This is a genomic window from bacterium, from assembly GCA_035454885.1.
In the GTDB taxonomy this organism is placed as follows: domain Bacteria; phylum UBA10199; class UBA10199; order JACPAL01.
Map to the genome: position 1 here is coordinate 47963 of DATIGE010000027.1, position 25584 is coordinate 73546.

Below are 25584 nucleotides of genomic sequence, written 5' to 3' on the forward strand. Positions count from 1 at the left end.
CCTCAGCACGGCTTTTCGCAGCCCCTCCGTTTATAGAACCACCAGTTGATTCCGACGTTGATGACGTAGAAAACCGCCGCTCCGTAGAAGAAGGACTTCGGCGATCCGTACCTGGCGATCGCTGCCCCGATGAGCGCCGAGAAGAGAAACGGCCCGTAGGCCGCGATGGCGGCGGTCCAGCCGAGCACGCCCCCCGCCTGCCGCGGCGGAAAAATGACCGGGATTTGGCGGAACGTGGAGGCGTTGCCGATGCCCGAGAAGAAGAAGAGCGCGAGCATCAAGCCCACGAAGTACGGGAAGTCCGCCATCGATTCCGGGGCCACGTACGGGGTGATCAGGAGCGAGCAGAGGAGCAGCCCGAGGCCGGAAAGTTGAGTGATGATCGCGCCGCCCCACTTGTCCGACGGCGGTCCCATGAGGACGCGGACGGCGGAGCCGATGAGGGGTCCGTAAAAGGCGTACTTGAGCGGATCGGGGGCCTCCGGGAATTTCGCCGTGTAAAGAGACTTGATCATCAGCGGGAAGGCCGCCGAGAACCCGGAGAACGAACCGAAGGTCATCATGTAGAGCGAGGTCATCAGCCAGGTGTGCTTGTCCTTGAAGATGTCGAGTTGCTGGGTGAACGAGGCCGTGACCGGCACCCGCCTGAGGAATGCCCAGGCGAGCAATCCAAAGAGGAGCAGGAAAGGCAGGTAGACGAAGGCGGCGTTCTGAAGCCAAATGGGTTTGGAAACCTCGTTCTTCACGAAGGTCTGCGGACCGCCGGCCAGGGAGCCCAGGGCCGCGAAACCGATGATCCACGGCGTGACGAACTGGACCAGGCTCACGCCGAAATTGCCGATGCCGGCCTGAACGCCCAAGGCCGTGCCTTGCAGGCGCTTGGGAAAAAAGAGGCTCGTCGACGGCATGAAGGAGGAAAAATCCCCGCCTCCGAACCCGCACGCGAAGGCCAGGACGACGAAGATCCAAAAAGGGGTTGCGGGGTTCATGATCGCAAGTCCCAGGCCCACCATCGGGAGAATCTTCAGGAACGTCGCGAAAGTGACGACCTTCCGCGTTCCGTACATGGGGATCAAAAAGGTGTGAATGATGCGCAGCGAGCCGCCGGCCAGGCCGGGCATGGCCGTGAGCCAGAAGAGCTGCATGGTCGTGAACTTGAAACCGATGTTCGGCAGCTTCACCGCCACCGCGCTCATGACGAACCAGGTGGTGAACGAGAGAACGAGGGAGAACGTCGTAATGACGAGGGTCCTCCAGGCGATCCTTGCCCCCAGGGCCTTCCAAAAACCTTCGTCTTCGGGCTCCCAACGCGCGATATCGCTCATGAAACCACCTCCGATTTTTCCATTTGGGACATGAGGCCTGGGACCTTCTCCTTCATCATTTTCTGGATCACCCGGTGCATCCAGACGATGCAGACGAGCGACAGGAGCGCGAAGAACATCCAGCACGTGGTCCAGATGCCGGTGGCGTTGAGGAGGTATCCGAAGAGGATCGGGCAGAAGAATCCGCCCAGGCCGCCCAAGACGCCCACGATGCCGCCCACGACTCCCACGTCCTGCGGAAAGTAGTCGGGGATGTGTTTGTAGACCGCGGCCTTGCCGACCCCCATCATGATGCCGAGGACGAAAACCAGAAAGGTGAAGATCCAGACGTTCGCCTGAAAGTAGAGATGAGTCACGCCGCGGGCGAGGAGCTGTTTCTTCTTCACCGTGTCGCCGACCTTGACGGCCGGCTCCTGCCAGGAGCGGGCCGTGGGCAAGATGATGAGGAGGGAATCGTTTTGGCTGGTTTTCTCTCCGGCCGAACCCTCCGGCTTCACCTTCACCGGATAGGTCTTCACAATCCCCGTCGTGCCCGTGACGGAAATCTGCGCGGGCGTGGCGTCGGTCACCGTGCCGCCGGCCAGGGCCATGACGCCGCCGCCGGGGGAATAGATGTCCATTCTCGGAACGATCAGGAGAACCGAAGCAACGAGGCAGGAGCCCAAGACCCAATACATGACGCGGCGGGCGCCGAAGGCGTCGGAGAGCCAGCCGCCCAAGGCGCGGATGACTCCGGAGGGCAGCGAGAAGATGGAGGCCATGAGCCCGGCCATCGCGATCGACATGGTGTAGACGTTCACGTAGTAGGGGATCAGCCACTGGGCCAGGGCGACGAAGCCGCCGAAGACCAGGAAGTAATAGAGGCCGAACCTCCAGACGCGGATGCTCTTGAGGGGCGCCAATTGTTGCCCGATCGTCTTGGATTGAGAGGCGACCGCCTTCCGCGAGTGCGTCAGGAGAAGGAAGATGATCGTCATGACGACCAGGGCCGCGGCGTAAATCTTGGGCAGGGAACGCCAATTCGCGAGTTCCGACCCTCCCGCCGTGAGGCGCGTCAGTATGGTCGGCGCCAAGAGGCTGGTGATCGCCGAGCCCGCGTTGCCCATGCCGAAGACGCCCAGCGCCGTCCCTTGCTGTTTCTTCGGGAACCAAACGGACGTGTAGGCGATGCCGACGGAGAAGGAACCGCCCGCCAGACCGAAGCCCAAGCTCCCCCACAGGAAGTCGGAGTAGGAATCGGCGTAGCTCATCAGGTACATCGGAACGGCGGCCAGAAGCATGAGGAGGGCGAAGACGACGCGGCCGCCGTACTTGTCGGTGAAGACGCCCAGAGGCAGCCGCACGATGGAACCCGTCAGAACGGGAATTCCGATGAGCCAGCCGATCTGCGCCTTGTCCCAGGCGAAGACCCCGTTATCCACCAGGAAGGTGACCAGGACCCCGTTCATCATCCAGCAGGCGAAGCAGATGGTGAACGCCAGCGTGTTGAGGGTGAGAACGGAAACGGCCTTGCCTCGATCCGTCATTTTCCTGCCTCGCGGATTCTTCTGCGGTCCCAATTCCAGATCACCACTTGATAGCGCCGCCACAGGTACGAAACGGGAGGCACGAGGAAATGCACCAGCCGCGTGAACGGCAGGATGCCGACAATGGTGATCGCGCCGATGATATGGGTCTTCACCATCCAGGGCATGTCGGCGACGAGTTCCACCCGGGGGGAAAGACGGAAGATCGACCTGAGATAAGGCGTGAGGACAGCGGCGTACCAGGAGGATCCCCACCGGTACGTCAGGGCGTTCGCGATCCCCGTGACCACCTGAATGAGAAGAAGTCCCAGGACGAGAACGTCCATCCAGGAGGTGACCGCCCGAATCCGCGGATTCCCAAGGCGCCGGCGAATGAGGAGAGACAGACCCACCAGGGCCAAGAGCGCGAACGCCAGGGCCGTCACTTCCAAGACGATCAGACGGACCGGGATGCTGTTCCAAAGAAGCACTTCGCGGGGAAACAGAAAGCCGATCAGGTGCCCGAGAAAGAGAACGAGGATGCCGTAGTGCCAGGGCACCGAGCCCCAGAAGAGATCGCGGCTCTCCAGGAATTCGGAGGAGAGAGAGGAAAACTTGTAGCTCTGGAAAAAAAACCGCCAGAGCGAGACGGACAAGAGCAATGTCACCGCCACGTAGGGCGCGACGGCGAAGAGGAGGTAGTTGAGGGTGTTAGCCGTCATAGGCGTCTCCCGTCATTTCGTCGTTCCGGTAGGCGGGCAATTCCATCGTAGGGGCATGGCGTGCCATGCCCGTACACGGATAATCGCGTTCCAATATTTCGCGTACCGCCTTCAACGGCTCGGCGTAGGGATTTCCCTTTTCCGCGAATCCTTGAAGCATCTTCTCCAGGGCGGGCAGGATGATTTTTCCAACCAAGGCCTCGGCCTCCTCGGGGCGAGCGTCGTTGAGCCGCGGGAGCAGGGTCAGGAGATTAGGCAGGTGGTCGGCGAGCTCGGTCCCGCAATCCACGCTGAACTCCCGATGGAGTTCCTGCAGCTTCACCAGCAAGTGGCCGCGCTTGTAATCCTCGCCGAAGAGGACATAACCGACCTCCAAGAAGCAGATGGCGTGGATGTCGAAGGTGTTGGTGTAGAGCTCCTCCATTTCCGTGTCCCCGGCGGGGTAACGCAAGAATTCGGCCAACAGTTCGTACTTCATAGCCCCCTCGCCGGTGCCATGCGGAAGCCGAAGCCCGTGGCGCCCTTTTCCTCGAACACGGACTCCATGGCCTCGATGGCTTCTTCCCGATGCGCGGGTGGAATCACAAAACGGTCTTCGAAATTCGCGAGCGAGGTGAGGCGGTACATCGCGTCCGCCATTTCGGGCGTCACCTGCACCTCCTGCAGGGCCGCCTTCACCAATTCGGCCGAGACGTCGCCCACGGTGAGCGACCGGCGGTGGAGACGGACGGCCTGCATCTTTTTCAACACCTCGCGGATGCGGCCTTCGTTGCCCGCCGTGAAGAGCGAGGCCAGGTATTGAATCGGCAGACGGGTCTTCTCGATGGTGGAAAAAAGCCCCTCCGTCGTCGTCTCGTAAACCTGGTCGTCCACCTGCCCCAGGACCGGCAGCAGGGGCGGGACGTAAAAAAGCATGGGGAGGGTCCGGTACTCCGGGTGGAGCGGAAGCCCGATGCCCCATTCCTTCACAAACCGGTAGACCGGCGATTTCCGGGCGAACTCGAGGGTCGAGTCGTGGATCCCGTTCTTGCGCGCGGCCTCGATCACCTTGGGGTCGTTGGGGTCGAGGAGCAAATCGAGCTGCTTGGCCACGAGGTCGCTTTCGCTGGCGGAGGCCGTCTCGTGGATGCGGTCGGCGTCGTAGAGGATCACGCCCAGGTAACGGATGCGGCCCACGCAGGAGTGCATGCAGGCCGGGGCCTGTCCGGTCTCGATGCGGGGGAAGCAGAGGATGCATTTTTCCGACTTGCCCGTCGCCCAGTTGAAATAAGTCTTTTTGTACGGGCAGGCGGTGACGCACATGCGCCAGGCGCGGCAGACGTTCTGGTTGATGAGGACGACGCCGTCCTCGCCGCGCTTGTAGATCGCGCCCGAGGGGCACGCCGCCACGCAGGCGGGATTCAAACAGTGATTGCAGATGCGGGGCAGGTAGAACATCACGAGCTTTTCGACTTGGAACAAGGCCTCCTGCTCGGCGTCGCTCAAGTTCTTGAAGTTCGGGTCCTTGCGGCCGTAGAGCGGCGAGCCGGAGAGGTCGTCGTCCCAGTTGGGGCCGGACTTGATCTCGATGGGTTCGCCGGTGATGAGAGAGATCGGACGCGCGGTCGGCTGGTCGTTGCCCTCCGGCGCGTTGAAGAGGTCCTCGTAACGGTACGTCCAGGGTTCGTAATAGTCGTCGATCGTCGGCAGATTCGGATTGTGGAAGATGTTCTTGAGACCTTTCAGCTTGCCCGCGCCCTTCAGCGTGATGCCGCCGCCCTTCTTCTCCCATCCGCCCTTGTATTCGTCCTGGTTCTCCCAGGCGGTCGGATAGCCCGTGCCCGGTTTGGTCTCGACGTTGTTCCACCACATGTATTCGGCGCCCCGGCGGTCGGTCCACACGTTCTTGCAGGCGATCGAACACGTGTGGCAGCCGATGCACTTGTCCAGGTGAAAGACGACGCCGATTTGTGAACGGATATCCATATTGACCTCATGTAGGGGCGAATCTTGTATTCGCCCTGTCGCGCCGGCGATCACAAGGATCGCCCCTACAAACCATCACCAAATTAACTTCTCCAGCTTCCTCACCCGAATAAAGGTGTCGCGGTTGCAGCCGATCGGGCCCCAGTAGTTGAAATGGAACGAGAACTGCGCGTAGCCCCCGACCATCAGGTTGGGTTTGAGGCGCACGCGCGTCAGGCTGTTGTGCCCTCCGGCGCGCCGGTTGTGGCGCAGGGGGGACTTGGGCACGGCGTAGGTCCGTTCCGGCGAGTGGTAGATGATGCAGATGCCCTTCGGGATGCGGGCGCTGACGTTCGCCCGCGTGACCACCACGCCGTTGTCGTTGTGGACCTCCACGTAGTCGTTGTCCTGGATGTCCAGATCGGCCGCGTCCGCCTCGCTCATCCAAAACGGCTCCGTGCCGCGGGAGAGGGTGAGCATCCGGAGCGTGTCGCCGTAGGTGGAGTGGATGTGCCACTTCCCGTGCGGCGTTAAGTAGTTCAACATCTTTTCTTTGACCTTCCCGTCCACCTTGGTCTGTCTCAAGTCGCCGTACATTTCGGGGGAGGGCGAGGGCTTGTAGACGCACAGGTTCTCGCCGAAGGCGATGTAGCCGTCGTGGTCGAGGTAGAAGCTTTGCCTCCCCGTGAGCGTCCGCCACGGGACCATCTTCTCGACGTTGTAGGTGAAGGCGGAATAGGCGCGTCCGTCGGTCGTGAGCCCCGACCAAATCGGGCTGTTCAGGAGCCGCCGCGGTTGGGCCTGCAGGTCCGCATAAGTCGAACGGATGTCGCGGCCGCCCTCGGCCAGATCGGTGAGCTTCAACCCCACGCGCTGTTCGACGTTTTGATAGGCCCGGAAGGCCAGCTCGCCGTTGGTCTCCGGGGCGAGGAGGAGGATCGCGTTCGCCACGTGAATCGCGTCGTCGAGTGACGGATACTTTTTCCCGCCCCATTCGACGACCGGGCCGTCCTGCATCATGCTGTCGTAGAAGTCCGAGGCGTCGTACTTCACGCCGTGCGCGCCCAGGCCCGCCCGGGCTTGGGGCCCGAGGGAGACGTACTTGTTGAAAATCTGGGTGTAGTCGCGATCGACGACGGCGAACTTGTACATGGTCTTGCCGGGGACCGGCTCGCACTCGCCCTTGCTCCAGTCCTTCAAGTTGGGCTGGGTCACCTCGTCGGGGCTGTCGTGCATCAGCGGGAGCGTGATGACGTCCTTCACCGGGTTGGGCAGGTGCTTCCGCGCCAGTTCGCTCGTGGCCTTGGCGATCGTCTTGAAGATGTCCCAGTCGCTCTGGGACTCCCACACCGGCTCGATCGCCTTCGAGAGCGGGTGGATGTAGGAGTGCATGTCGGTGGAGTTGAGATCGGCCTTTTCGTACCAGGTCGCGGCCGGCAGGACGATGTCGGAGTAGAGGGCCGAGGTGTCCATGCGGAAATTCAGGTCGACGACCAGGTCCATCTTTCCGCGGGGGGCGTCGTCCTTCCAAAGGACGCTTTTGACCACGTCGCCCGCGACGTCCTCGGCGATCGCGTTCGTGTGCGTGCCCAGGTAATGCTTGAGGAAGAATTCGTGGCCCTTGGCGGACGCCATCAGGGCGTTGCCGCGCCAGATGTACCAGACGCGCGGCCAGGAGGCCGGATTGTCCGGGTCCTCGATGGCGTGCGTGAGTTTCTTCTCCTTCAACTGGCGGACGATGTAGGCGGAGATGTCCGGATCGGTCTTCGCGCCCGCCGCCACGGCCTCCTGGGCCAGCACGTGGTTGCTCTTGTCGTACTGCGGGTAAAAGGGCAGCCAGCCGTTCTTGACCGCCATCACGTTCCAGTCGGCCGTGTGCCCCTTCGTGAGCGGGCTGTCCTGAGGGCACTTGTGGTACTCGTTGAACTCTCTTTCGTAGCGCCACTGGTCGGAATGGATGTAGTGCCACGACGGCGCGTTTTGAAGCCGCGAGGGCGGGCACCAGTCCTTGCCGAAGGCGATCGCGCTCCAAGGCGCCTGGGGCGCCAGCTTTTCCTGTCCGACGTAGTGATTGAGACCCCCGCCGTTGACGCCCACGCAGCCGCAAAACATCAGGGCGTTGATCCCGGCGCGATAGATCAGGTTCGAGTGGTACCAGTGGTTGATGCCGGCCCCGATGATGATCGAGCACTTGCCGCCGGTCTTTTCGGCGGTCTCCGACCAGCTGCGCGCGAATTGGAGCAAGGTCTGCCGCCCGACGCCGGAAAACTTCTCCTGCCAGGCGGGCGTGTAACCCGAGTTCTCGTCGTCGTAGCTTTTCGGGTCATCGCCGGCGAGCCCGCGCGGGACGCCGTATTGGCCCATCAAGAGGTCGTAGACCGTGGCGACCGGAACCCTCCTGCCGTCGGCCGTCTCGAGGTATTTCACCGGCACGCCGCGGGTCCCTTCGGCGTCGTTGCCGAATTCCCGGAATTGGACCTTCAACACGCCGTCGTTCTTTTCCAGGAGCGTCAAGGCGGGCACGAAGTCCGTCCCGTCCTCGGTATCCTTCCAGGTCAGGTTCCACTGGCCGGGCTTTTGCTGCCAGCGCTGCCCCATGGTGCCGCCGGGGCAGGCGGGGTTGCCCGTGGTCTCGTCCAGGACCAGCATCTTCCACTCGCCCTGGTCGGCCTTTTCGTACTTCTTCAGGCGGTTCGCGCGGAAGAACCGGCCGGGCGTGTAGTGTTCGCCTTCCTTCACGAGCTCGACCAAGAAGGGCGAGTCCGTGTACTTGCGGGAATAATCGAGGAAATACGGGACCTTCTTTTCGTGATGATATTCCTTGAGGATCACGTGGCCGACCGACATCCAAAACGCCCCATCCTGGCCGGCGTTGACGGCGATCCACTGGTCGGCGTACTTGGCCACCTGGTTGAAGTCGGGGGCGAAGACGACCATCTTCGAGCCGTTGTGCCGCGCCTCGGCGGCGAAGTGGACGTCCGGGGTCCGGGTCATGTTGAGATTGGCCCCCATGACCGCGATGAATTTCGAATTGAACCAATCGGCGCTCTCGGCCACGTCCGTCTGCTCGCCCCAGACCTCCGGAGAGGCGGGGGGGAGGTCGCAATACCAGTCGTAGAAGCTCAGATTCACGCCGCCCATCAGCTGGAGAAAACGGGCGCCCGCGGCGTAGGAGATCATCGACATGGCGGGGATGGGCGAGAAGCCCGTGATGCGGTCCGAGCCGTGGCGCTTGACGGTGCTGATGTTGGCGGCGGAGATGATCTCGACGGCCTCGTCCCATTTGACGCGCCGGAAGCCGCCCTTGCCGCGCGCCCGCTGGTAGCGCTCGCGCTTGGCAGGGTCGTTCTGGATGGATTCCCAAGCCTCCACGGGGTCGCCGAATTTCGCCTTGGCCTCGCGCCACAAGTCGAGGAGGGCGCCGCGCAGGTAGGGGTACTTCACGCGCAAGGGGCTGTAGAGGTACCAGGAGAAGGAAATGCCGCGCTGGCAGCCGCGCGGTTCATAGGCGGGCAGGGAGCTTTCCAGCGCCGGATAATCGAGGGCCTGCATCTCCCAGGTGACGATGCCGTTCTTGACGTGGATGTTCCAGGAACAGCCGCCCGTGCAGTTGACGCCGTGGGTGCTCCTCACGACGCGGTCGTACTGCCAGCGGTTCCGGTAAAACTCCTCCCAGCTCCGGGTCTCGGGGGAGATAATGTCATCGATCCAGGTTCGTTTGCCTTCCATGGTGGTTCTCCGCACAGGGGCGAATACAAATCCGCCCCTACAGGCCGCTCTGGCGGCTCCAGGGTTTCGCGCTTTTCCGGCGCCGTTTCCGCCAGATGAAGTCGGTCGCCCCCATCATGACGACCGTGCCCCCCAGGCCCAGGAAGAGGAACTTCTTCTGGTGATTGCCGCCCTGGGTGCCGGCGCGGTCGACGTCGTAGAGAAAGGCCTTGAGGGCGAAGGCCTCATCGTCGGTCAAGGGTTTGTCCGCGAAGTAGTCCTTCATGATGAGGAAGCCGGGTCTCTTCAGGGCCTTCGAGAGGCCCTTGTCCTCGTACTTGGAATAGGCCTGGGTGAGATTGAGGCCCATGGTGCCCCCTCCGAGGGGGCCCACGTCGCCGGCCGAGTGGCAGGAGATGCAGGCGGCCCCGCCCGCCGCCAGCGGAATGCGGCCGGTGAAGAGATCGAGGCCTTTCTGAATATCCGCGGGCGTGGCGGCGGTGGCGGGCTTGAGGTCGATGGCCACCTCCTTGGGTCCGCCGGCGGCGATGAAATCGAGGAGGGCGTTGATGTCCTGCGGGGTCAGGTCCTGATCCGGCATCTTCTTCTGCTTGAACTTGTTGAAGAGACCGGTCGCGACGGGATCGCCGGACTGGATCACGGTCTGCGACGATTGGATGAAGGGCACGAGCCATTCGCGCTTCCGGCGGTCGGTGACGCCCTTCAAATCGGGGCCGATGTCGTCGCCGCCCCCCACCTTGTGGCAACTCGAACAGGTCTTTTCGAAATAGGCGCCCGGTTCGAAGCCCGCCGCGTCGATCGCTGGCAAGGGAAGTCCAAGAAGGGCAATGAATCCGATCAGAATGCGCCTCTTCGTCATTCATCCAGCTTAGGAAGGCGGGAGGTGGAATCTAATGACTCGCGTCAGGACAGGGATTGATTTTTGTCAATACGGGCGATTGGGAAGAGTCGGTCGGGACGGGAGGCCCTCTCCAGGCGTTCGCGGTCGAGGATGAAGATGGACCGGCCGTCGACGGCCAGGATGCGCTTCTCGCGGAACTCGCTCAGGAGACGGACGACCGTCTCGGTCGCCGTTCCGACGCAATTGGCGAGGTCCTCCCGCGAGAGCTTCACGCCGATCGAACCGTCCTCGCTGCCGTCATGGTAGATCCGGTGAAGGTTCAGGAGGAGGTCCGCGAGGCGTTGACGGACGCTCATCTGGGCGAGGTCGCGGATCCGGTTCTCCGCGTGGTCGAGCTCCCGCGCCAGAAGCTCAATCATCTTGAAGGCAAAGGTGACATTGGTCTTGATGACGTTGAAAAAGTCATCCATGTCGATGGAGAGGACGTCCGTGTCCTCCAAAGCGGTCGCGGAGACCACCAATTGCGGCGTGCCTCCCACCGCCCGCAACGTGAGCAAGTCTCCGGGCCCGGCCAAGCGGACGATCTGCTCGTGGTTCCAGAGCCCCCTCTTGGAGACCTTGGCCTTGCCATGGATGACGAAGAAGAGCCCCGTCGGGCGTGAACCCTCGTGGAAGATCGGCTGGCCCTTGGGAATCGTGGTGACTTGGACGTGGGCGAAAAGGGCGGCGAGCTCAATCGGGGAAAGGTCCTCGAAGAGATGATGGTTCGCCACGAAGCGGTTGCTCATGTCGTCTCTTCCGAAGTGTTGCAGGTTGGGGACGCGCGAGAGTGAAATCACAACGTCTAGTTCACACGCAGGGCGGAAAACCGGAATGACGGCGGTCACGAGGGCACATGACCGCCGTCACCTCATTTTAATCAATTATGTCAGATACTTAGAAAGAAGCCGTTGCCTGCCCATACAAGAAATGGGCCGTTCCGTTGGTCCCCGTATCGCTGAAGAACGAGCCGCCGCGGAAGACCGAGTAGCCGAGCAGGAAGTTAACCCACTTGTTGAGCGTGTACTTCGTCAAAAAGTCCACTTCATGACCGGCCAGGCTGGACGCGCCGGCCGCCCCCGCGCGGAGGACGGCCCCGCTCGCGCGGAACATGGCGGTCGCCGGCTCCGGGAGCAGGAAGAGATGGTAATCCAGCTTCATCATCAGTCCCTTGACGGGCTTGATGGACGTTGAAGCCACGATGTCGTGCAGATTGCTCCATGACGCGAAGTCGATGTAGCCGTACTTGTCGTGATTGGTCGGGAAGAGGTTGTTGAAGCGCTCGACCTTGGCCGTGCCCGGGTCGTCGCCCGAGGCGAAGTTGTACTCGACGCCGAGGCGCGGCTTCCAGCCCGTGTCGAACGTGTACCCCGTCGCCGCGTGGCCGGCGTAGGCCAGGTGCGTGTTGGGCTTGTCCTTGCCGAACTGGACCGCCGCCTCGAGGCTGTAATCCCATCGGTCTTCAAGCGCCGTCCCCGCGAAACGGGCCCCGACGGTCCCCAAGAGGACGCCGGTGATCGCCGGGTTCCCGTCGCCGTCGTTGTCATTCAGGACGAGGCCGTAGGTGTCGAGCGTCATGTCGGGCCGGATCTTCCAGCCCGAGTAGAGACCGCCGAAATACTCGTTGCCCGCGCCCTTCTCGTTCCAAGAGGCGAAACCGTCCACGAAGACCTTTTCCCATTCCAGGCGGACCTTGCCGGCGTCGAACGAGCGGCCGATGTTGGACCAGTTGAAGGCGCCGATGAGCCGCTCATCGCCGTAGGCCAGCTCCTGGCGGCCCACGGTCACCGTGACGATGCTCCCGGCGATCTTCTCCCAGGAGACGAAGCCCTGGTGAAGGTCGAAGACGTTGTTCGGGTTCGCCGCGTCGTTGTTGTTGGCGATGGTGGATTCCTCCTGGGCGAAGGCTCGCGAGAACTGCGGTTGGATGAAGATCCTCAGGCCGTCGACCGGCCGGGCGTCGATGTGGGGCCGGACACGGAGAAGGAGGAACGAGTCGTTAACCACTCCTCCCGTGAGGTTCCCGTAGTCGAGTTGGCTCTCGGAGCGGAGGCGGATCTCGCCCCCCAGGGAGACGCGGTCGTACCAGTGCTCCGTCTCCCCGTTTTCCCCGGCGCGGACGCTGGCCGGCCCCGCCACAACGAGGAGCATCGCGCACAGCGCAAACAGTTGGCGTTTCATGAAATCCTCCTTCTTGACCCCCCTCCATAGGGCCGGAGGACGAACGATTATCATGACGCGCCTCAACCCGGCGCATGATTTATGTCAAAAGAGGAGGCGGGCTGTCTTTGGCGATCTGCTCGTGGGGTTGGAAGGCGTCTCTTTGCCGCGCGACCGTGAAGACCACGACCGCCGCCATGCCGAGGACGAAGGCAATTTCCATCCAATGAATCATGTAAAAAGTCTACGGTACGCGCGTCCGGATGTTCATGAGCCCGCGCAGCCGTGGGGCTGATTGTCGTCAGGCCCTCCTTGAGCCTCTCCCTTGGCCTCTCCCTCAACCTCTCCCCCCGGCCCTCCGTGCGCGGGAACGGTACCACCAGAAGAATCCCGCGGAGAGGAGGAGGGGCAGGACGAGGAGGAAAACCGTGATCTGGAGGTAGGCCGAGCGTGAGGCGGGGGAACCCGCCACGTAACAGACCGGGCAGGCCCACAAGGTCCTCGCGACGAGCAAAAACAAGAGATTAGTAAAGATAGACGATCGCATAAAGGACCGGCCAAACGGCGACCACGAACAGCCAATACATCCGGCATGCGGCGAGGGCGCCGGCCTTCTCCTCGGTGTAGGCCCCCCGGACGGCGCGGAAGAAACAGAAGAGGAGGAGGCACAGTCCCGCGACGACGTGAACGGCGTGGGCCCCGATGACGGCGTAGAAGAGCCCTCCGTAGATATTCCTGACCGTCGTGAGCCCGAAGCGGATCAGGCGCGACCACTCGTAGCCTTGGACGCCCAAGAAGACGAGACCCCCCAAGCCGGCCAGACCGATCGACCCCGCGACGCACAAGCGACAGCCCTTCTTCAGGGCCGCGCGGGACCGCCACAGGGCGAGACCGCTGAGAAGGAGAATGACGGTATTGACCCCGGTGACCGCGACCGGCAGGCGCGGTTGGCCCGCCGGCGGCCAAGGCAGGACTTGGGCGCGAAGGACCCAGTAGGCGCTCACAAGGCCGGCGAAGAACATGGCCTCCGCCGCCAAGAAAAGCAGCATGCCGAATTCGCTCGACCGGCTGCGGAGGGGGTTACTTTCCATAACCGTGCCGGATGTCCGGGGTCAGGCCGAAATAGAGGATCAACATGAAGGCGATGCCGACCAAGAGGATGGCCGTGACGTAGCGGGCCTCCCATTTAAGCCCCATGTAATAGGCCGCGACGAGGTAGGCCTTGAAAGTCGCGATGCCGAAGATGAGCGCGGTGGCCAGGACCACGTTGCCCATGGATCCCAGTGCCACCGAGACGAAGAGGGCGATCAGAAGGACAACCCAAATAGCGACGTAAGAGGGATGTTGGCGTGTCTCGGCGCTCATTTGGCACCCCCGGAAGAGGCGATGTAGAGGAGCGGGAAGAGATAGATCCAAACGACGTCCACGAAGTGCCAGTAGATGCCGACCGATTCCACGCGTCGCGCGTTGAGCCCCTTCCCGAGCCCTCGAAAGACCACGGCGTTGGCGACGAGTCCGCCGATCACGTGGAGGCCGTGCAGTCCCGTCATCAGGTAGTAGAACGACCAGAAGAGGCTCTTGGCCGGGACGAGTCCGTTGCGGATCTCATGGCTGTATTCGTAGCTCTTGAAGCCTAAGAAGACCAAGCCCAAGAGGATGGTGAGCCCCATGAACCGGCGCGCCCGGTCGAGATCGCCGCGCTCGAAGCCTTGGTGCGCGAGGATGACGGTGAGGCTGCTGGTGAGAAGGACGACCGTGTTCGTCGCTCCCACCCATGTCAGCGTATGGGCCGCCTCTGATCCCCACTCGGGATGGTGAAGCCGGAGCAGGAGATAGGAGACGATCAGCCCGCCGAAAATGACGATCTCGGAGCCCAGGAACCACCAGATTCCCAGTCTCCAAATGGGCACCGCATGGCCATTCGCTCGCACGGGCAAAGCCCGATGCTCGCTTGAATCGGGGGAGATCCTTCTCTCCCCCGATGACCCCCATCGAAGAGTGTCTATGGTCATAACGTCTCCGCTTGGTTGATGAAGTCGCGGTCCTTCAACCCGGGCAGGCTGTAGTCGTAAGGGCCGCGGTACACCACCGGATCGGTCTCGAAATTGCCGTGCCCCGGAGGCGACGGCGTCACCCACTCGAGCGTCGTGGCGCGCCAGGGATTGCGCTCGGCAACCTTCCCCTTCCGCATGCTGATGAAGAAATTCAGGAGGAAGGGGACCTGCGCAATGATCATGACGATGAGGCCGATGGTCGCGATCACGTGCAAGTATTGGTATTTGGCGATGTAGTCGAAGAGCGACGGGTCGAAGATCCGGCGCTGGTGGCCCGCCAGCCCGATCGCGAAGAGCGGGAGGAAAACCACGTTGAAGGAGATCGTCGTGGTCCAGAAGTGGACCTTTCCCCAGAACTCGTTCATGTGGCGCCCGAACATCTTCGGAAACCAGTAATAAAGGCCCGCCAACCCCGCCATGACCGTGATGGGAAAGAGCGTGTAGTGAAAGTGCGCCAGCACGAAGTAGGTGTCGTGCAGGTAGATGTCGGCCGCCGCGGAGCCGTTGAAGATTCCCGTGACGCCGCCGATCAGGAATTCCGCCATCATGCCGAGCGCGAAGAGCATGGCCGCCGTCAGCCGGATGGACCCGCGCCACAGGGTGGCGATGTATGAGAAGACGGCGATGGCGAAGGGCACGGAGATGATGATCGTCGTGATGCTGAAGGGCGTGGCGAGCCGGGGGTCGATGCCGCTGATGAACTGGTGGTGCGCCCAGACGATGAAGCTCAAGGCCCCCGCGACGATCGTCGCGTAGATGATCATCTTGTAACCGAACAGCGGCTTCCGGGAGAACGCCGGATAGATCTCCGCCAGGATCCCCAGGGCCGGCAGGAGGAGGACGTAGACCTCCGGATGGCCGAAGAACCAGAAGAGGTGCTGGAAGAGGAGGGGATCGCCTCCCGCCGCCGGGAGGAAGAAGCCCGTGTTGAAGAGGCGGTCGGCCAGGAGCATGAAGGCCCCCGCGATGAGCGGTCCGACGGAGAACATGAAGATGATCGAGGCGATGTCGAGCATCCACACGAGGATGGGCATCCGGAACAGGCTCATCCCCGGGGCGCGCAGGCTCAAGGTGGTGGTGAGGAAGTTGATCCCGCCCATGAGCATGGAGGCGAACTCCAGGGCGATGGCCAGGATCCACAGGTGGCCGCCCCAGAAGACGCCCGAAAAGCCCGGTTGGGCGGAGAGGGGCGGATATCCGGTCCACCCGAACTTGGCCGGACCGCCGGGGAAGAAGAACGACGAGAGGAGGACGACCGTGCTCAAGAAGAAGGTCCAGTAGGACATCATGTTGAGGCGCGGGAAGGCCATGTCCTTGGCCCCGATCATGAGGGGCAGGACGTAGTTGCCGAAGCCCGAGAGCAGGATCGGCATGGCGACCCAGAAGACCATGATCGTCCCGTGCATGGTGACCAGCGAATTGTAGAGATCGGGGTCCACCTGGCCGAAGCCCAAAACCGGCTCGTTGGGCCAGGCGAGCTGGCTGCGGAACCCGTAGGCGAAGAGCCCCCCCACCAGGGCCATGACGAGGCCGGTGATCAGGTACTGGAGGCCGATGGTCTTGTGATCCACGGAAAAGACGTACTTGCGCAAAAAGCTTTCTTTAGTGTCCAAGGCTCGAGACCTCCGGGCTTTGCGGTGAGTTTTCATCCAGCCATTTTTGGTAATCCGCCGGGTTCAGGACGTGGAGTTGCCCGCGCATCGTTCCGTGGCCGCTTCCGCACAATTCCGCGCAGGCCAGGGGGTAGTCGCCTTCCTTGGTCGCCTGGAACCATCCCTTGATCGTCCGGCCGGGGACCGCGTCCTGCTTGAGCCTCAGGTTGGGAAGCCAAAGGCTATGGATGACGTCCTCGGCGGTGAGCTCAAAAACGATCTTGGCGTTCAAGGGGACGTTCAACTGGTTCAAGGTCTGGATGTCGTCGGCCGTGTCCAGCGCGCCGTCCCGCCCGGGGTGCGTGATGTCCCACACGAACTGCTTGCCCTTGATCCGGATGATTTGATCGGGTTTGGCGGGGAGCGTCAGCTTGATCTCGTTCCAAACGGGGCCTTGCACGAGATCGATTCCGACGTCGAAGCCCAGGATGACCACGGCCGGGATGAGGATCCACGCCAGCGCCTTGCCCGAGGTGCCCGGCTCGTAGGCCGCCCGCACCCCGTCTTTGCGCCGGTACCGGAGGATGAAGTAGAGGAAGAGCCCTTCCACGACGACGAACCAGGCGCCGACGATCCAATAGATGACCTGAATGACGTGATCTACGCCTTGACCGTACGTCGAAATATTTTCGGGGAACCATTGCATCATCACGTTTCAGACCCTCCAGAAAATCAAAACCCTGAATCGCACCCGCAGGGTGTGGGTCCCTCCTTGCCCGACGGTTTTTTATCCGTACATGATTTAAATCATGTCCCGGGGCATGGGCTCAGAACCGCGACCGCCTCGAAGCCCCGCCACGTCATGAATGGGTGCGTTCACTGATTCAATTTAAGCGCGAGGGGCCGGATGGGCCGGGGGTGACGGAAGTCATATCTCTTGGAGCGTCGTGCGCTATCCTAACGGCTTATAGGGAGGATCCCATGAGACGAATACTCAGCTTCACCCTCGTTGCGGCCTTTCTCTTCCTGGCGCCGGCGGCGCAGGCCGACGAGGCCCTCTGCCCCATGATGACGCTCAAGCATTCCAAGGAGCTCGGGCTATCCAAGAAACAGACCGCCGAGATCGAGAAGATCCGGGACCAAATGATGGAGTCCATGAGGTCCGCGAAAATGAAGGCCTCGGAGGAGACCCGTGGCGTCCTGACGGCGAAGCAGATCCAGAAGGCCGAAAAATTGGACATGGGTTGCCCGATGATGAAGGGCGGCGGGTGTCCCGGCATGAAGGGCGGGAGAGATTCGTGCGGCGGTGATTGCCCGATGCGGGACTGATGCCTTATTCGACCATTGACGGCCTGCCCGAGAGGGTCCGGCGGGCGCTCCCCGAGCACGCCCAGGAGATCTATCTGGCCGCCTTCAACAACGCCTGGGGCCAGTACGCGGACCGCGCGGACCGGGACCAAGTCGCCCACCGCGTGGCCTGGACGGCCGTGAAGAAGATCTACGAAAAGGGCCCGGGGGGCGCGTGGGTGAGGTCGCGATGAACGAAATGGTGCCGGGCATCCAGCCCAGCAAGAGCGCCGGCGGCAGCATCGCCTTCGAGGTCGACGACGTCGACCGGGAAGCGGAGCGTCTCCGAAAAGAGGGCGTGAGGATCCTCCTCGAACCCTTCTCCACGCCGGTCTGCCGCATGGTCGTGGTCGCCGACACCGAAGGCAACGGCGTGACGCTGCATCAAGTCACGGATCTTTAAAGGCGGGGCCTCACCCTCTCACATCGGGCGCTCCCGGATTCAATGCTCCGCGATCAGCTGGCAGCCCCCGGACGATCCCGCCGGGGGAGGAGGGGGGGCGTCGTTCTCGAACCGGATGAGGAAGAGATCGTGGTCGTTCTGCCCCGCCACGAGGATCTTGCCGTCGGAGGCCAGGGCCACGGACGTCGCGTGGTCGTTGTTTCCCGCGTCCGCGGTCACGAGGCCGCCTCCCGCGAAATCCGGGTCCAGGGCGCCGCCGGAAAGATAGCGCAGGAGAATCGTGTCCGCGTCCAAAATCCCCTTGGAGACCACGCCGGCCACGAGGATCTTCCCGTCGCCTTGCAGGGCCGCCGCCGCTCCGCTACCCCCGTTGGAACCGACCGGGGTGCTGACCGTCCCGCCGGTCCCGAAGGACGGGTCGAGGGAGCCGTCCGGAAGGAAGCGGACCACGACGACCTCCGATCCCCCGCTGAGTTCCAGCGCCCCCGTGGCGACGATCGCGCCGTCCGGTTGCAGGGCGAGGCCGGCTGCGTAGCTCGCGTCGCTTCCGAAGGACGCGATCGCGACCCCGTCCCCATCGAAGCCCGTGTCGAGGCTCCCGTCGGAATTCAGGCGGAGGACGGTCAGGTCCTGGGCCCCGCTCGGACCCGAGTTGCCCGCCACGACGATCTTGCCGTCCCCCTGGATGACGACGGAGTTGCCGATGCCGAGCTGGCCGCCCGGTTGAATCGCGGCATAGCCGTCTCCGTCAAAGGAGGAATCCAGCGTCCCGTCCTCGTGGTACCGGGCGACGAAGATGGAGGGAGGGCTTCCCGACCCCCCGACGACGATGATCCGGCCGTCCGGCTGCAGGGCCATCTTCGTCGGGAAGACAAAGAGGGAGGGGATGGGGGCGACGGCGATCCCGCCGGTTCCGAACGTCGTGTCGAGGGTGCCGTCGGCCCGGTAACGGACGAAGGCCACGTCGAAATTGCCGTTCAGGTCGGTCATGCCGGCGACGAGGATCTTTCCGTCCGGGAGGACGGCGACGTCCCGCCCGAGATCCTCGCCGGGCCCGATCGAGGTCACCACGAGGCCGCCGGACACGAAATCCGGGTCCGCCGCCCCGTCGGGCGTGCCGCGGATCAACAGGAAGTCCCGGGCCCCGCCCGGTCCCACCGCGCCCGCGAGGACGAGCTTGCCGTCGTCCTGGATCGCGAAACCGCCCGGGAAGCTCTGCTGATTGTTGACGTCGATCGTGACGAACCCGTTCGTCCCGAAGGTGGTGTCGATATCGCCGGGCGCCGCAGCGAGGGCGCCGGGAGCGGAGACCAGGAGAAGGGAAAGGAATCCCAAGTGTGAAGGGCGCATGATGCTCCTTTCGTTGAATTGAGCCCATTCTGCCCCCGGCCGCCCTCATTTTCAACGAGGGACTGACGCCGCGCTCGCCACGCGTGATATACTTCCCGCCGCATGCCCAAGTTCACCCGGTTTCGAGACGCGGGGTTGTGGAGGGAGGTCGCGGCGGCCGTCTGGCGCGCCCCCCGGGACCCGAGCGTCTACGGGACGATCGAGGTCGACTTCACGAACGGACTCGCCTTCCTGGGCCGTCTCAACGACCGCATGGATCCGGGCGCCCCCGCCAAGATCACCCCCACCCACCTCGTGGCCAAGGCGGCGGCCCTGGTCCTTCAGAAGTTTCCGGAGGCGAACGCCTCCCTCCGGAGAGGGCGCTTTTATCTGAGGGAGGGCGTCGATCTCTTCCTCCAGGTCGCGATTCCGACCGACGCCCGGGGCCACAGGGCGGATCTGTCCGGGGCGAAGATCTGCGCGTGCGAGGTGAAATCCCTGGCCGAGATCGCCCGGGACCTTGCCCTCAAGAGCGAAAGGATCCGGAGCCGCGACGACCCGCAGTTCAAGTCGACGATGGGATTCCTGCGTTGGACGCCGCGCCTCCTCCGTCCCTTCTTCATCCGCCTCGGGGATTTTCTGGTCCACGGCCTCGGCGTCTCCGCGCGGAGTCTCGGCCTTCCGGAGGATCCGTTCGGCTCGGCGATGGTGACGAGCGTGGGCTCCCTGGGGGCGCCGGCCGCCTTCGTCCCGCTTTTTCCCCTCGCGCGCTCGCCCTTCATCCTCTGCGTCGGCGAGGTGCGTCCCCGGCCGTGGGTCATGGGAGACCGGGTCGTCCCGCGCCCGGTCTTGGACGTGGCGGTGACCTTCGACCACCGCTACCTGGACGGCCTGACCGCGTCCCGGATGAACCGCTCTCTGGTGGAAATCCTGAACGAACCCGAAAGATTCATGGGCTGAGGCCGGGGTCCGTCAGACCCAGGCCTTGAGACGGGTGATGAGCCGCACCAGACGGGCGGCCGGCTCCGGGTCTTCGACCATTCGCAGGTGATCCGATGCGAGAACTTCGCGGTCGCGCATTTCGGGGACGTACGTCGCCGACCAGGGCGCGATGCCGTCGTAGAGGTCGAACTCCGTCATCCGGGCCACGAGCCGCATGCCTCCCTGAAGGATCGTTTCGTAGACGAAGGAGGACGGGTTCCGGCTGATCCGCACCGGGTCGTCGGGACTGATCATCTGGCCATGAATGACGCGGCCGGGTTTGGCGCCCAGCCTCCGGTAGAGCGGGTCGAGATAGGACCTTTGCAGGGCCTTGAGGAGCAGGGGGGATTGGGGCTCGAAGAAATGACGGTTAAGGAGATGACCGATCCGCCGGAACTCCACGCCCGCATAGGGCGTGCCGATGCTCACGAACAGGGCCCCGCTCAGCGCGCACGCCAAATCCCGCAAGGCGCCGGCCCGGATCGGAGACATGACGCCGAAGAGGTCCAGACCGGACAGCACCTCGCGATACGACGCGACGTCCGCGCCGTCGGCCAGGGCCGCCAGGAGATAAACGGCGAATCCGCCCGCCGAATGGCCCACGAACACCGGCCGCTCGCCGATGTCTTCGGGGCGGCGGGAAAAATGCTCGACGGCGCGCAGCGCGGTGAGCGGCCAGGGGTCGAGGAGATAGGATTCCTCGCCGTCCGGAAGGCGGAAGACGCGCGGGGAAAACCCGCTGGACCGGAGCTCGTTCAAGAAGGGGGTGGCCGGCTCGAAGTGGCACATGGCCCGGAAGAAATGAAGCGGTTGCCCCGGAACGGGGTCGGGGAGCGCGAGGGCCTGGCGGTGCGCGGCGCTGGCGTAATATCCGTTCAAGACCGATTGAATGCCGAGACTCAACGCCTGCATGCGGGGCTCATCGGCGGCGCCGGGAAAAGGTTGCGGCGCGTGCCGGGCGCGCGCCGACGGCTAGGCCGCCCGGAACTCCCGCGCCCGGGCGTCCTCGAGACCGTTGATCTTCCGGGTGAGAAGCCCCCTCAAAAACAGCGACTGTTTTTGAAAATGGAGATACATCGCGGCCAGATTGACTGCGGCTTCGATCGAACGGGGCCTTCCGGCCAGGACCGCCGCGATCAGCTTCCAGAAACGCCAGCCGTCCGGGGAGGCGAGGCCCGCCCGGAAGCAAAGACGCGCGAACGCCCTGGCCATGTTCAAGATCTTTCCGGCGCCGGGCCTGTATTTGCCCGACGGATTCAGGTTCCTGGCGGTGGCGGCGACGCGTTCGTAGTACTTGCCGGGCGCGTAGACCGCCTCGATGATCTTGAGATAGTCGCTCAAGACCTTCCGGCGGGGCCGGTCGGTCACGAAATTCAGGCCGCTGGTCGTCTGATCGATCTCCTCGTTCGAGTCGGACACCTGCATCCCCTTCGCCAGCAACCGCCCCTCTTTTTCCAGCCGGCGGGTGAGTTGCGTATTCGGCAGGGCGGTGAGCAGGCCGACCATCGCCATGCAGATCCCCGAATCCTGGATGCAGTCGATCATGTGCCGGGCCGAAAGATCGCTCTCGCGGTCGAATCCCAGGATGAACCCGGCGTTGACGATCATTCCGTAGGACCCGATCTTTTTGACCGCCTCGGTCACGGAGACCCTGCAATTCTGCTTCTTCTGGGTCAGTTTCAGGAGCTCGTCATCGGGCGTCTCGATGCCGATGAAGACGTACCGGAAATCGACGTCGCGCATCATCTCGAGGAGCTGGTCGTCGGCCGCAAGGTTGATGGAGGCCTCCGTGCTGAAGAAAAACGGGTGGCGGCGGGATTCCGACCATTCCTTGACCGCCGGCAGGGCCTGCTTGACGTATTTCTTGTTGCCGATGAAGTTGTCGTCGACGAAATCGACGTGCCCGCGGTACCCGAGGTCGTGGAGGGTCTGCAGTTCCCGGAGGATCTGGCCGACGGTCTTCGTCCTCGGGATCCGCCCGTACAGTTCGATGATGTCGCAAAACTCGCAGTTGAAGGGGCAACCTCTCGAATACTGGACGCCCACGTGGAGATAGTCCTCGAACCGGACGAGGTCGAAACGGGGAACCGGCGATCGGGTCATGTCCGCCTGGTCCGAAGACCGGTATCGGCCCTTGAGAACGCCCTTTTCCCAATCGGCCAGCATCAGCGGAATCACGACCTCGCCCTCTCCCAGGGCCAGGAAGTCGGCTTCCTCGTAAATCCCGGGTTGGGAGGTCGGATCCGGCCCGCCGACGACGACCGGTTTTTGATGCTCATGGGCCTTTCGGATGACCGAGAGGATCCCGGATTGTTGCGGAAGCATTCCGCCGCAGCAGACGACGTCGGCCCATTGCAGATGCTCGGGGAGGAGGGGTTCGACGTTCTCGTCGACCAGCTTGAAGTCCCATTCCTGCGGCAGGAGGGCGGCGACGGTCATCAACCCCAAAGGCGCCGCCGGATATTTCGCGCCGACGAGACGGCAGACGTCCAGATAGTTCCAAAAGCTGAAGTCGGAAAACCGGGACTGAACCAGGAGACAGCGAGTCCCTTTTTTCAAAAGTGGTTTCATGGAGGGATGAGAAGTGAATGTGAGACCGTCTCAGTAAGCCTTCCGCCCCCGTAAGTCAACCACGCGTCCGTTCCGGTTCAGGACGACTCCAAGAACGAGGCCGCCCGCGTCTCGGACCAGTACTCCCCCAAACGGTTGAAGGCGACGAAACCGACGTGCCCGCCGGATTCGGGGATCTCGAGAAAGAGGTTTCGGCTCTCCCGGGCCTTTTCCCGGGGGTAGCTGCGCCCGGTCAGAAAGGGATCGTCTCGGGCGTTGACGACAAGGGCCGGGATGCGGATGCCGGAGAGAAAGCCTTCGCAGCTCGATCGTTTCCAATAGTCCTCCGCGTCCTTGAACCCGTTGATCGGGGCCGTAAAGCGGTCGTCGAACTCCCGGAAGCTCGTTACCGTCCAAAGGTTCCCCGGCGGCACCCGCCCGGCCAGGACCTTTCTCTTGGCCCGCATCTTGGAGGTGAGGGAGGCGAGAAAGAGGGCCAGGTAGAGTTTGTTGGGGAGCGCGCTCAGGCGGAGGGCGGTGGATTTCAGGTGGCAGGGCACCGAAAAGGCGACGGCCCTTTGCACGCGGGGGTCGAGCCCGGCCCCTTTCTCGCCCAGGTATTTCAAGGTGAGGTTCCCCCCCAGGCTGAAACCGATCAGGGCCAGGCCCCGATACCGGTATTTTTTCAGGACGTGGGCGATGACGGCCTCCAGGTCGTCGGTGGAGCCGCTGTGATAGGAGCGCACCAATTTATTCAGCTCCCCGCTGCAGCCCCTCAGGTTCCAGGCCAGGGCGTCCCACCCCCGGCGATTCAAGGCCCGGACCATGCCGAGGACGTAAGGCCTCGACGACGCCCCCTCGAGGCCATGGGACAGGATGGCCAGGCGCTTGGCCGGCCTCGAGCCCGCGCGGGACCAGTCCAGGTCCAGGAAGTCCCTGTCCGGCGTGGCGATCCTCTCCCGCCGGTAACGCACGCCGCCGACGATTCGGCCGACCTTGGCGAAAACGGTTTGGACGTGCCCGTTGTTGAAGAAGGGCGGGGGAACGTAATCGGATTCCAGGAAGGGCATCGAGGGCACGAGACTTACTCGATCCCGCCGGTTTCGTAAACCCCGGTCCCTGCGTCCGAAATTCCGGACGGTTTCCGTTCACTCCCCGCTCAAACGTGTTGGCACCATCATTGCATTTCATTTTTCTCGTTCAGGAAGTGCACGAAGATTGACGTCGAAAAAGAGAACCTTTAAGGAGGGTGCCAGTATGACGATGGATCAAAAAATCGATGAAGTTCTTAAAATCGTTGGGGAGCAAGGCGAAAGAAGCGAATTCCGAGACAATCAATTGCTTCGACTCATCCAAGAGTTGGACAAAAAGAACGATGCCCGCTTTTCCCGGCTCGAAGAGCGTGATCAGGAACTTCTGGAGCTAACTCGAGAAGAGCGGAACCTCAACAATTCCCGATTTACCCAGGTATCGACGGCCCTCATGGATCTCCGAAAGAACGTAGACGCCGGTTTTACCGCCGTGAACGCCAAGATCGGCCAGGTCCATGAATCTCTCTCCTCGGACATCAACGCTTTTGGCGAAGATCTCTATGAAACGAAGCGCCGCGTGACCCGCCTTGAAAAGAAGCTGCCCTCTTAGCCTTTCTGAGAATCACGCTCGTTTTCCAATGGTTCCTAGGCACGCGCGCTGAATTCTTTTCGGTGTCCGGGGCCCGGGAGAAAGGGTAGGATGCGCCCTATGAAACGGCGAAAATTCCTAAAAATAATCCCCTACGCCCTGATGCTGGCCCTGGTCTTGTGTTGCCGGACCTCCTGGGCCGGGGAGCTCCAGGCGGGGGATCCCGCTCCCGAGTTTTCGACCACGGATGACGTGGGGATGCCGGTCTCGCTCAAGGATTACCGGGGCAAGACGGTCATTCTCTATTTTTATCCCAAGGACAACACCCCGGGTTGCACCAAGGAGGCGCAGAGCTTCCGCGACCACATCCGCGAATTCGAAGGCAGGAACGCGGTCATCCTCGGCGTGAGTTTCGATTCCCAATCGTCCCATCAAAAATTCAAGGAGAAGCATCGGCTCCCCTTCCGTCTCCTGGTCGATCCGGGCAAGAAGATCGCCAAGGCCTACGGCTCCTCGGGCTTCTTCTTCGCCTCGCGCGACACGTTCGTCATCGACGGCCAGGGCAAGATCCAGAAGATCTACCGGGGCGTCAATCCCGGGTCGCATGTGGAGGAGTTGATCCAGGGGTTTTAGACGAGAGGCCGCTGATCCTTCCCGAACTCTTAATTTGCTAGCCTCCGCCCTTTGGCCTTGGCCTTTGGTCTTTGGACTCCGCCGCCTGTCCCATCTTGCAACACTCTTCGCCGCGTCCTTGGATGAAAAACCGCCATAGGCCTGAGGAATGAAAAAGAGTACATTTCGTCAGGCTGGAGTGTCCCGGGAATCGTTACATGGGGGCTTGCTTTGATTGGCCTTGGTGCGGTGGGGGCCTCATACTTGTGGGAAGGATCAGTGAAGTGGGTGACTGGCTTACCGGAGTGAAGATATTCGCGGATTGGTTGTGATAATCGGGTGTAGAACGCTTATTTTTTAATGGTTTGTAAGCGTGTCTGGCGCCCGCTACTTAAAGCGGAGGAAATAGAAATGGTAAAGGCCTCTTTAAAATTGCCAAATGGGACTCTCGTTCAGATCGAAGGTACAGACCAGGAAGTTCGAGATTTGCTGCAATTCTACGGTGGAGAAGCAGTCCACAGACGGGCCGCCGCAATTAAGACTACCACCCGACCGAATGCCGTCAAAATTACCAAACTTGCCGATGAACCTCGATCAATCACACCCAACCTGTCTGAGATCGTGAATCTTGCGAAAAACTGTGATGGGGCAGAGAATATTGAAAGTCAAATTCTCGACAGAGCAAGTCAAGTCGATCGCACTTTGTTGCCGCTTTATATTGTACATGAGCACCTTGGAAATGCATTTGGTCTGTCCTCTGGCGAGATCAACAAAATAACGACAGAGCTCGGCGTGCCCGTTTCGCAGCCAAACGCATCCATTACACTTTCT

The 25584-nt window shown here is 62.5% G+C and carries 27 protein-coding genes; 7 read left to right on the top strand and 20 right to left on the bottom strand.

The window, feature by feature from the left end:
* Nucleotides 1–2: 2 nt before the first annotated feature.
* The 16 genes from VLJ37_05570 to VLJ37_05645 form a co-directional block, all read right to left on the bottom strand.
* Nucleotides 3–1325, bottom strand: coding sequence for an MFS transporter (locus VLJ37_05570; GenBank protein HSA59136.1), 1323 nt, complete (start codon nucleotides 1323–1325; stop codon nucleotides 3–5).
* Nucleotides 1322–2851 carry an MFS transporter gene (locus VLJ37_05575; GenBank protein HSA59137.1) on the bottom strand — a complete coding sequence of 510 codons (1530 nt, stop codon included), beginning with the start codon at nucleotides 2849–2851 and terminating at the stop codon, nucleotides 1322–1324. Before VLJ37_05575 ends, VLJ37_05570 begins: the two co-directional genes overlap by 4 nt.
* Nucleotides 2848–3552 (bottom strand): respiratory nitrate reductase subunit gamma, encoded by a 705-nt coding sequence (gene narI / locus VLJ37_05580; protein HSA59138.1) that lies wholly within the window; start codon nucleotides 3550–3552, stop codon nucleotides 2848–2850. Before narI ends, VLJ37_05575 begins: the two co-directional genes overlap by 4 nt.
* Nucleotides 3542–4030, bottom strand: a complete 489-nt coding sequence (locus tag VLJ37_05585; protein ID HSA59139.1) for a hypothetical protein — start codon at nucleotides 4028–4030, stop codon at nucleotides 3542–3544. Before VLJ37_05585 ends, narI begins: the two co-directional genes overlap by 11 nt.
* On the bottom strand, nucleotides 4027–5517 hold the full coding sequence (gene narH, locus VLJ37_05590) for a nitrate reductase subunit beta (GenBank protein HSA59140.1): 1491 nt from the start codon (nucleotides 5515–5517) through the stop codon (nucleotides 4027–4029). The genes VLJ37_05585 and narH overlap by 4 nt, the downstream gene beginning before the upstream one ends.
* A 75-nt stretch (nucleotides 5518–5592) precedes the next feature.
* Nucleotides 5593–9225 carry a nitrate reductase subunit alpha gene (locus VLJ37_05595; protein ID HSA59141.1) on the bottom strand — a complete coding sequence of 1211 codons (3633 nt, stop codon included), beginning with the start codon at nucleotides 9223–9225 and terminating at the stop codon, nucleotides 5593–5595.
* Between the two features lie 37 nt (nucleotides 9226–9262).
* On the bottom strand, nucleotides 9263–10084 hold the full coding sequence (locus tag VLJ37_05600) for a cytochrome c (GenBank protein ID HSA59142.1): 822 nt from the start codon (nucleotides 10082–10084) through the stop codon (nucleotides 9263–9265).
* 44 nt (nucleotides 10085–10128) lie between these two features.
* On the bottom strand, nucleotides 10129–10854 hold the full coding sequence (locus tag VLJ37_05605) for a Crp/Fnr family transcriptional regulator (protein ID HSA59143.1): 726 nt from the start codon (nucleotides 10852–10854) through the stop codon (nucleotides 10129–10131).
* Nucleotides 10855–11002: 148 nt separating this feature from the next.
* Nucleotides 11003–12286: an alginate export family protein gene (locus VLJ37_05610; protein ID HSA59144.1), complete on the bottom strand. Its 1284-nt coding sequence runs from the start codon at nucleotides 12284–12286 to the stop codon at nucleotides 11003–11005.
* Between the two features lie 79 nt (nucleotides 12287–12365).
* The gene (locus VLJ37_05615; GenBank protein ID HSA59145.1) at nucleotides 12366–12488 is read right to left on the bottom strand and encodes a hypothetical protein; all 123 of its coding nucleotides are present in this window, start codon (nucleotides 12486–12488) and stop codon (nucleotides 12366–12368) included.
* Between the two features lie 114 nt (nucleotides 12489–12602).
* A complete protein-coding gene (locus tag VLJ37_05620; protein HSA59146.1) occupies nucleotides 12603–12785 on the bottom strand; it encodes a hypothetical protein in 183 nt (60 codons plus the stop codon).
* A 4-nt stretch (nucleotides 12786–12789) separates the two neighbouring features.
* Nucleotides 12790–13356, bottom strand: a complete 567-nt coding sequence (locus VLJ37_05625) for a heme-copper oxidase subunit III (protein ID HSA59147.1) — start codon at nucleotides 13354–13356, stop codon at nucleotides 12790–12792.
* On the bottom strand, nucleotides 13346–13630 hold the full coding sequence (locus VLJ37_05630) for a cytochrome C oxidase subunit IV family protein (protein ID HSA59148.1): 285 nt from the start codon (nucleotides 13628–13630) through the stop codon (nucleotides 13346–13348). The genes VLJ37_05625 and VLJ37_05630 overlap by 11 nt, the downstream gene beginning before the upstream one ends.
* The gene (locus tag VLJ37_05635) at nucleotides 13627–14175 is read right to left on the bottom strand and encodes a cytochrome c oxidase subunit 3 (protein ID HSA59149.1); all 549 of its coding nucleotides are present in this window, start codon (nucleotides 14173–14175) and stop codon (nucleotides 13627–13629) included. Before VLJ37_05635 ends, VLJ37_05630 begins: the two co-directional genes overlap by 4 nt.
* 98 nt (nucleotides 14176–14273) lie before the next feature.
* Nucleotides 14274–15932: a cbb3-type cytochrome c oxidase subunit I gene (locus tag VLJ37_05640; GenBank protein HSA59150.1), complete on the bottom strand. Its 1659-nt coding sequence runs from the start codon at nucleotides 15930–15932 to the stop codon at nucleotides 14274–14276.
* Complete coding sequence (locus tag VLJ37_05645; protein ID HSA59151.1) at nucleotides 15922–16620, bottom strand: cytochrome c oxidase subunit II; 699 nt, start codon at nucleotides 16618–16620, stop codon at nucleotides 15922–15924. Before VLJ37_05645 ends, VLJ37_05640 begins: the two co-directional genes overlap by 11 nt.
* 272 nt (nucleotides 16621–16892) lie before the next feature.
* On the opposite strand from VLJ37_05645, the gene VLJ37_05650 reads away from it, so the two are divergent.
* The 3 genes from VLJ37_05650 to VLJ37_05660 are packed head-to-tail and all read left to right on the top strand — an operon-like array spanning nucleotide 16893 to nucleotide 17661.
* Nucleotides 16893–17240, top strand: a complete 348-nt coding sequence (locus VLJ37_05650) for a hypothetical protein (protein ID HSA59152.1) — start codon at nucleotides 16893–16895, stop codon at nucleotides 17238–17240.
* A complete protein-coding gene (locus tag VLJ37_05655) occupies nucleotides 17240–17452 on the top strand; it encodes a ChaB family protein (GenBank protein HSA59153.1) in 213 nt (70 codons plus the stop codon). Before VLJ37_05650 ends, VLJ37_05655 begins: the two co-directional genes overlap by 1 nt.
* Nucleotides 17449–17661 carry a VOC family protein gene (locus tag VLJ37_05660; protein ID HSA59154.1) on the top strand — a complete coding sequence of 71 codons (213 nt, stop codon included), beginning with the start codon at nucleotides 17449–17451 and terminating at the stop codon, nucleotides 17659–17661. Before VLJ37_05655 ends, VLJ37_05660 begins: the two co-directional genes overlap by 4 nt.
* Before the next feature lie 39 nt (nucleotides 17662–17700).
* Here VLJ37_05660 and VLJ37_05665 read toward each other — a convergent pair whose 3' ends face one another.
* Nucleotides 17701–19011, bottom strand: a complete 1311-nt coding sequence (locus tag VLJ37_05665) for a hypothetical protein (GenBank protein HSA59155.1) — start codon at nucleotides 19009–19011, stop codon at nucleotides 17701–17703.
* A gap of 102 nt (nucleotides 19012–19113) precedes the next feature.
* Between VLJ37_05665 and VLJ37_05670 the strand changes: the two genes are divergently transcribed.
* Nucleotides 19114–19950 (top strand): 2-oxo acid dehydrogenase subunit E2, encoded by an 837-nt coding sequence (locus tag VLJ37_05670; protein ID HSA59156.1) that lies wholly within the window; start codon nucleotides 19114–19116, stop codon nucleotides 19948–19950.
* A 12-nt stretch (nucleotides 19951–19962) separates the two neighbouring features.
* Here the strand turns inward: VLJ37_05670 and VLJ37_05675 are convergent, their stop codons facing one another.
* The 3 genes from VLJ37_05675 to VLJ37_05685 all read right to left on the bottom strand — a co-directional run bounded on the left by VLJ37_05675 (nucleotide 19963) and on the right by VLJ37_05685 (nucleotide 23591).
* Nucleotides 19963–20883 carry a hypothetical protein gene (locus VLJ37_05675; GenBank protein HSA59157.1) on the bottom strand — a complete coding sequence of 307 codons (921 nt, stop codon included), beginning with the start codon at nucleotides 20881–20883 and terminating at the stop codon, nucleotides 19963–19965.
* A gap of 60 nt (nucleotides 20884–20943) precedes the next feature.
* Nucleotides 20944–22542: a B12-binding domain-containing radical SAM protein gene (locus VLJ37_05680; GenBank protein ID HSA59158.1), complete on the bottom strand. Its 1599-nt coding sequence runs from the start codon at nucleotides 22540–22542 to the stop codon at nucleotides 20944–20946.
* Between the two features lie 77 nt (nucleotides 22543–22619).
* Nucleotides 22620–23591 carry an alpha/beta fold hydrolase gene (locus VLJ37_05685; GenBank protein HSA59159.1) on the bottom strand — a complete coding sequence of 324 codons (972 nt, stop codon included), beginning with the start codon at nucleotides 23589–23591 and terminating at the stop codon, nucleotides 22620–22622.
* Between the two features lie 148 nt (nucleotides 23592–23739).
* On the opposite strand from VLJ37_05685, the gene VLJ37_05690 reads away from it, so the two are divergent.
* From VLJ37_05690 to VLJ37_05700, 3 genes are all read left to right on the top strand, one after another.
* Nucleotides 23740–24162, top strand: coding sequence for a hypothetical protein (locus VLJ37_05690; protein HSA59160.1), 423 nt, complete (start codon nucleotides 23740–23742; stop codon nucleotides 24160–24162).
* Nucleotides 24163–24261: 99 nt separating this feature from the next.
* Complete coding sequence (locus VLJ37_05695) at nucleotides 24262–24774, top strand: peroxiredoxin (GenBank protein ID HSA59161.1); 513 nt, start codon at nucleotides 24262–24264, stop codon at nucleotides 24772–24774.
* 390 nt (nucleotides 24775–25164) lie between these two features.
* A partial coding sequence (locus VLJ37_05700; GenBank protein HSA59162.1) for a hypothetical protein occupies nucleotides 25165–25584 on the top strand: 420 nt, incomplete at its 3' end.